Raw genomic sequence first — 5738 nt, forward strand, 5'->3', positions numbered from 1 at the left:
CTTTATGACGAAGTGTTGTCTTTTTTTGAGCAAGATCGGCTTTATAAACACCGTTTCTACCATCTGAATTACGTTTAAGCTCTCTGCTAACAACTGATCTGTCTTTGCCTATATAATCACCTATTTCACTAAGTGATCTACCTAAATTTTTATATGCTTCTATTTTGTATCTTTGTTCTAACGTTAAATGTGACATCTTTTTGATTGTGTAGGAACTTCAAAAGTAGATGTTTTTTTTCGCCAACAGCGGGGAACATTTGCCCCATGGGGCAAATGTTCCCCGCTGTTCTTTTAAATGCTGTTGCATTTATTTGTTGAATCTAAGTAGCAATAAAACTGTTTGGGAAAATATTAGATCAGAACTTGGACTTAGCTGTTCTGAAAAAGAATTATTGATAGAGCTAAATAATATAGGAAAACAAATAGGTTCTAGAGTCCTAATATTAATTGATGCTATCAATGAAGGAGGAGGAGCTGATTTGTGGTATGATAGAATAGCATCATTTATAAATGATTTTTTAGATTACCCTTTTCTTGGGTTAGTATTATCTATTAGAACAACTTATATTGATTATGTTATTCCTGATGAACTATTGAAAAATAGTAATGTATCAGTTTTAAATCACGAGGGTTTTAAAGGGAACGAGTATATGGCTTTAAAGTTGTTCTGTGATTTTCATGAACTAAAGCAACCCTATTTTCCAATTCTAGCACCAGAGTTTTCCAAACCATTGTTTTTAAAAATAATATGTGAGGCTGTAAAAGAAACTGAAGAAAAAACGTTCCCTCAAGGTTTTCAAGGAATAAGCAGTGTTTTTCGCATGTATATTCATACTTTGAACTTAAAGTTTGAAAGAAAAAGACATGAATATAAAAATCGTAAAATAGTTGAAAAAGCAATACATTATCTTGCTTACCAATGTTTTCAGAAAGAAGAGAGATTCTTGAGGCTGGAAGAAGCATTTGAATTATTTGAAGATAAATTTTCCCAATTCCCACACCTTATAAACGACTTAATTGAAGAGAATGTTTTTATAAGAAGAATTGATTATGATTATGAAAATAAACAAAATGAAGAAGTAATCTATTTCTCATATGAAAGATTAGGAGACTTTTTTATTGCTGAAGACTTATTGAATAAGTTTGAAACTAAAGAAGATTTAATAGTTTCTTTTCAAAAAGGAGGAGAGTTTGGTAGGTTGATTGAATATACTTTTTGGCATTTTGATGGACTTTTAGAAGCTTTTTCTGTTCTATTACCTGAAAAATTTGGATTAGAGATTTACGAAGTTTTTTCATGGGTATTTACTGACAAGGTAAGTGATCAATTTTTAAGAAAGCAAGATGAAGATAGTGTTAATAAGTTTTTCTTAGATAGTTTAAATTGGAGAGCGGTTAATAGTATTGATAATGATAAAATTACAAAATGGTTTAAGTCGGGTAGTTTTAATATAGATTATGACCAATATTTATTCAAGCTTTATGAGCTTGCACCTGTCCAGAACCATCCTTTTAATAGTGATAGAATTAATAAGATATTCAAAGGAGTCAAGATGTCAAAAAGAGACGGTTTTTGGCAGAGGCACATGTTATGGTTTTGTGATTATAATGACGAGAATGTAGCCTATCCTATAAGAAGATTAATTGACTGGGCTTGGACTCCCAATGTGTCAAAAAATGTTGATTTTGAAACTGCTCGTTTAACAGCTCAAGCTTTAGTATGGTTATTAGCATCAACTCATCGAAAGTTAAGAGACCAAACCACAAAAGCCTTAGTCAACCTATTAGAACAACAACCAGAAGCTTTAATTTCAATATTAAAAACTTTTAAAAACATAGATGATCTGTATATTTTAGAAAGAATTTATGCTGTAGCGTATGGTTGTGTTTTAAGAACTGAAAAAATAGAATCAGTAAACAAAATAGCTAATACTGTATATAGTTATGTGTTTAAAAATGGGACACCACCTAATCATATTTTATTAAGAGACTATGCCAGGAATATTGTAGAATATGCTATTTATTTAAATCCTAATCTAAAAATTGATTTAAGTCTAGTACGTCCACCCTATAAAAGTAAAATGCCTGAAAGTTTTCCAACTGTAGAGAAAATAAAGGAGTATGAATTAGATCAAGAAAGTTTAAGTTTTAAACAGAATAATAGTAGAATGCATAATTTAATTTCTTTTTCAGTATTAGAGTGGGACTTTGGACGTAAGATTATAAAACCTGCATTAGAAAAGTTTAAATCTGAATCTTTTACTTTTAAAGAAGAGTATAAGTTGTTCTATAGGTCTTTAAACAAATCTCAAAGAGAAATTGTAACTTCATTTAAGAAATATGAAGAAATGCATGTCAGGTATACTAAGAATGTACCAAGAGCAAAGGAAATTTTAGGAGAAGAGAAGTATGCATTTCATATGTCAGTAAGAGAGGATTTTTATCAAAGATTATTACTAATGTCTGAAAAGTATTTTGATACTGAACAGATGGCATATTTAAAATATAAAATACTACCATACTTAAAAAGTATTAATAGGAAAGATAATCGATATGATAATGCTTTTGACACTGAACCAATTAAAAGATGGATAGTAAAAAGAGTCTTTGATTTAGGATATGATTGCAAATTACATGGTGAATATGATGACTCTTCAGAAAGGAATAGTAATAGAATTGAGAATAAAGTCGAGAGAATAGGGAAAAAATATCAATGGATTGCTTTTTTTGAAATTTTAGCAATGGTTTCTGATAATCATGAAGTCTTTGAAGACTGGACAGGGAAGTCAAGTTATTACAAAGGACCTTGGCAAATGTATTTAAGAGATATAGATCCAGCTTTTATATGTAAGGATGTAGAAGAAGATAACAAAGAATTGGATTATCCTTCTGAGGATAAAAAATGGTATGATGAACCTGTATATAATAATTGGCAGGAAAATGATGCACAATGGGTAGATAATCTATTGGATTTACCTACTGTGAAAAATATTTTGGAGAAAGAGGATATTGATGGTAGTAAATGGCTTTCTTTAAAGAAGATGGTAAAATGGATAGAACCAAAATCTATTGGTCAAGATGAATATGATAGAAGAAGGAAAGAAGTATTCTATATGTTACAGGGATATCTTGTCCATAAAAAGGATAAATCAAAAATTACTAAGTGGTTATCTAAGCAAAATTTTTGGGGTAGATGGATGCCTGAATCATCAGTTCCATTAAGTTTAATAAATAGAGAGAATTTTTGGTCTCCAATATATAAGAATAGTGAAAAGGTTAGAAAGTGGGAAACTATTTCAAATACTAACTATAAAGTTATAATAGCTTCTACTGATGCTGTTGGAGAAATGTCTGATGATAAATCAGGAGCTCATTTTTATTATGATATGCCTTGTAAAACTCTTTTTGAAGGATTAGGGTTAAAATATGCCCCTATTGATGGGGATTTTATAAATCTTGAAGGAAATTTTGTTGCACAAAATATAAATCATAGAGATTTATTATTCAAAAAAGAAGAACTTTTAAACTATCTTAAAGAGAACAATCTAGAGATAATTTGGACACTTTTAGGAGAGAAGATGTCATATAATTCAAGAGATTTGAACAATAATCACTTTAAAGAACTAAGTGGAGTTTTCTATATTGAGAATGATATTGTAAAAGGAGATATTATATCATTCGATAGGGAGTAAAAGAATATAAAAAATGGAAGTAAAATTTTATCAAGCGGAATGTGGAGATGCAGGTAGTATTCGTTTTTTAGGTACTGATAAAAAGTACCATAATATTTTTATTGATTCTGGATATAGTAGAACATTTAGGCATGTGTTAGAAGAAGAGATTCAAAAGATCATAGATAACAATGAGAAAATTGATTTATGGATAATCTCACATATTCATGATGATCATATAGGAGGAATAATAAAATATATAGAAACGATACTATCGGGCGAATATAGGGATGTAATTGAAAAAATCTGGTATAATGTGCCACGAGAAAGTCAAGCTAAAGACATTTTTTATAATGTTAGCGATAGTAGAAGTATTAATCAAGGAGATCTTCTTTATAATTATATTAACCTGAAAGGTAAATTACTAAATTTTGATTTAACGAATTCTTTAGAACCTATTGATATATTTGGTTTAGAGTTAACTATACTATCTCCGACAAGTTCTCAATTAAATAAATTAAGAAAGAAGTATAAATCTACAACAAAAGACCTTGAAAAGCAGGAAAGAGAAGATTTAATTAGTGATGCAGTTAGTTCTTTAGGAAATGATTATAATATTTTACTTAAAGATTTTGATTTAAGTAATTGGATAGGAGATGATTCTGTTGAGAATGGAAGTAGTATTGCTATCTTAAGTGAATATGATGAGAAAAAAGTTTTATGGCTTGCTGATGCACATCCTAATATTATAGTAGAATCCATTAAAAAATTGGGATATAATTACAAAGACAAACTAGAATGTGAATGGGTTAAAGTTGCTCATCATGGTAGTAAAGGAAATAATAGTGATGAACTATTTAAACTGTTAGATTGTAAAAATTATGTATTTAGTGTAAACGGTGAAAATAGACATAATCTTCCTAATAAAGAATGTGTTGCTCGTCTTTTAAGGAATTCTGATAGGGATCTATTAGGTGATAAGTACAATATCTATTTCACTTATGATAATGAAGTATTAAGAGAAATATTCGAGAATGATGAAGATAATATTTTTGATAAATATCATTTTAATGTAGTGTATCTTGACAATAAATATATTACGATAAATGTTGAATGATGTATTTAGTGTAATCTAGTGTATCCTGATTACACTAAATACATCAGTAAAACTTTGTAAATCTATAAGTAAGATTTTTTAATCTCAATTTTATTACTTACAATTATATCTTGAGTTTTTTGAATAATAGGTTCTGCTATTTTGTAAATCTCTTCGAATTTACTCTCTATATATGAGTCATTTTTAAATTCATCAAAATCAAATGGAATAGCTATGTTATTATAAATTTTCCAATCGTTATTTTCGTTTGCACATATTAGCCCTTGTTGCATGAATATTTTGTGTAAACATTGATTTAACGATAGATCAAAATCTGATACACTTAGCAAAAAAACAATTCTTCTTTCCTCTTTTTCGAGCGAAATTTCAAACAAGAAAGGTTCTTTATTCTTCCATGCTCTTTTTGCTGATTTCACAGGTTTTAAAATGTTACTTATTTCTTTTGTAGTAAACCTACTGAAACTATAATCCTCAGATCCTCTTACATAGTTAGGAAGTTTATGATGTAAAAAATGATTAAACTTATTGGTAATATAATTTAGGTCTGACTCTACATTTTGCATGACAAAGTCAAAAGTATCTTTGTATTTTGCATATAATTCTGCTGCTAGTGGGTATTCCGGTCTAAACTGAACAGGTAATTCCGGTCTAAACTGAACAGGTAATTCCGGTTTAAACTGAACAGGTAATTCCGGTTTAAACTGAACAGGTAATTCCGGTTTAAACTGAACAGGTAATTCCGGCCTAAACTGAACAGGTAATTCCGGTGCAAACTGAACAGGTAATTCCGGTGCAAACTGAACAGATGATTCCGGTGCAAACTGAACAGTTCTGAGCTTAGTTTTTTAGTGTAAATTGTGATTAAAAATCACAAAGTTATGGCTAATAAACCTATCTCAACGACCATGATAAAAAGTATCATTAAGATGAAAATCAAAGAAATTTCTAAT

General features: G+C 29.3%; 4 protein-coding genes. 2 read left to right on the forward strand and 2 right to left on the reverse strand.

All coding sequences use genetic code 11. The annotated features are described in order from the left end of the window. A partial coding sequence (locus tag BMX53_RS18755; protein ID WP_143061467.1) for a helix-turn-helix domain-containing protein occupies positions 1-196 on the reverse strand: 196 nt, incomplete at its 3' end. 31 nt (positions 197-227) lie between these two features. On the opposite strand from BMX53_RS18755, the gene avs2 reads away from it, so the two are divergent. Further along, positions 228-3692: an AVAST type 2 anti-phage system protein Avs2 gene (avs2, locus tag BMX53_RS18760; protein WP_143061468.1), complete on the forward strand. Its 3465-nt coding sequence runs from the start codon at positions 228-230 to the stop codon at positions 3690-3692. 13 nt (positions 3693-3705) lie between these two features. Continuing rightward, a complete protein-coding gene (locus tag BMX53_RS18765; RefSeq protein ID WP_074748487.1) occupies positions 3706-4788 on the forward strand; it encodes an MBL fold metallo-hydrolase in 1083 nt (360 codons plus the stop codon). A 62-nt stretch (positions 4789-4850) separates the two neighbouring features. Here the strand turns inward: BMX53_RS18765 and BMX53_RS18770 are convergent, their stop codons facing one another. After that, positions 4851-5204: a hypothetical protein gene (locus BMX53_RS18770; protein WP_167357257.1), complete on the reverse strand. Its 354-nt coding sequence runs from the start codon at positions 5202-5204 to the stop codon at positions 4851-4853. Positions 5205-5738 lie beyond the last annotated feature (534 nt).

The organism is Myroides marinus (assembly GCF_900109075.1).
Taxonomy (GTDB): domain Bacteria; phylum Bacteroidota; class Bacteroidia; order Flavobacteriales; family Flavobacteriaceae; genus Flavobacterium; species Flavobacterium marinum_A.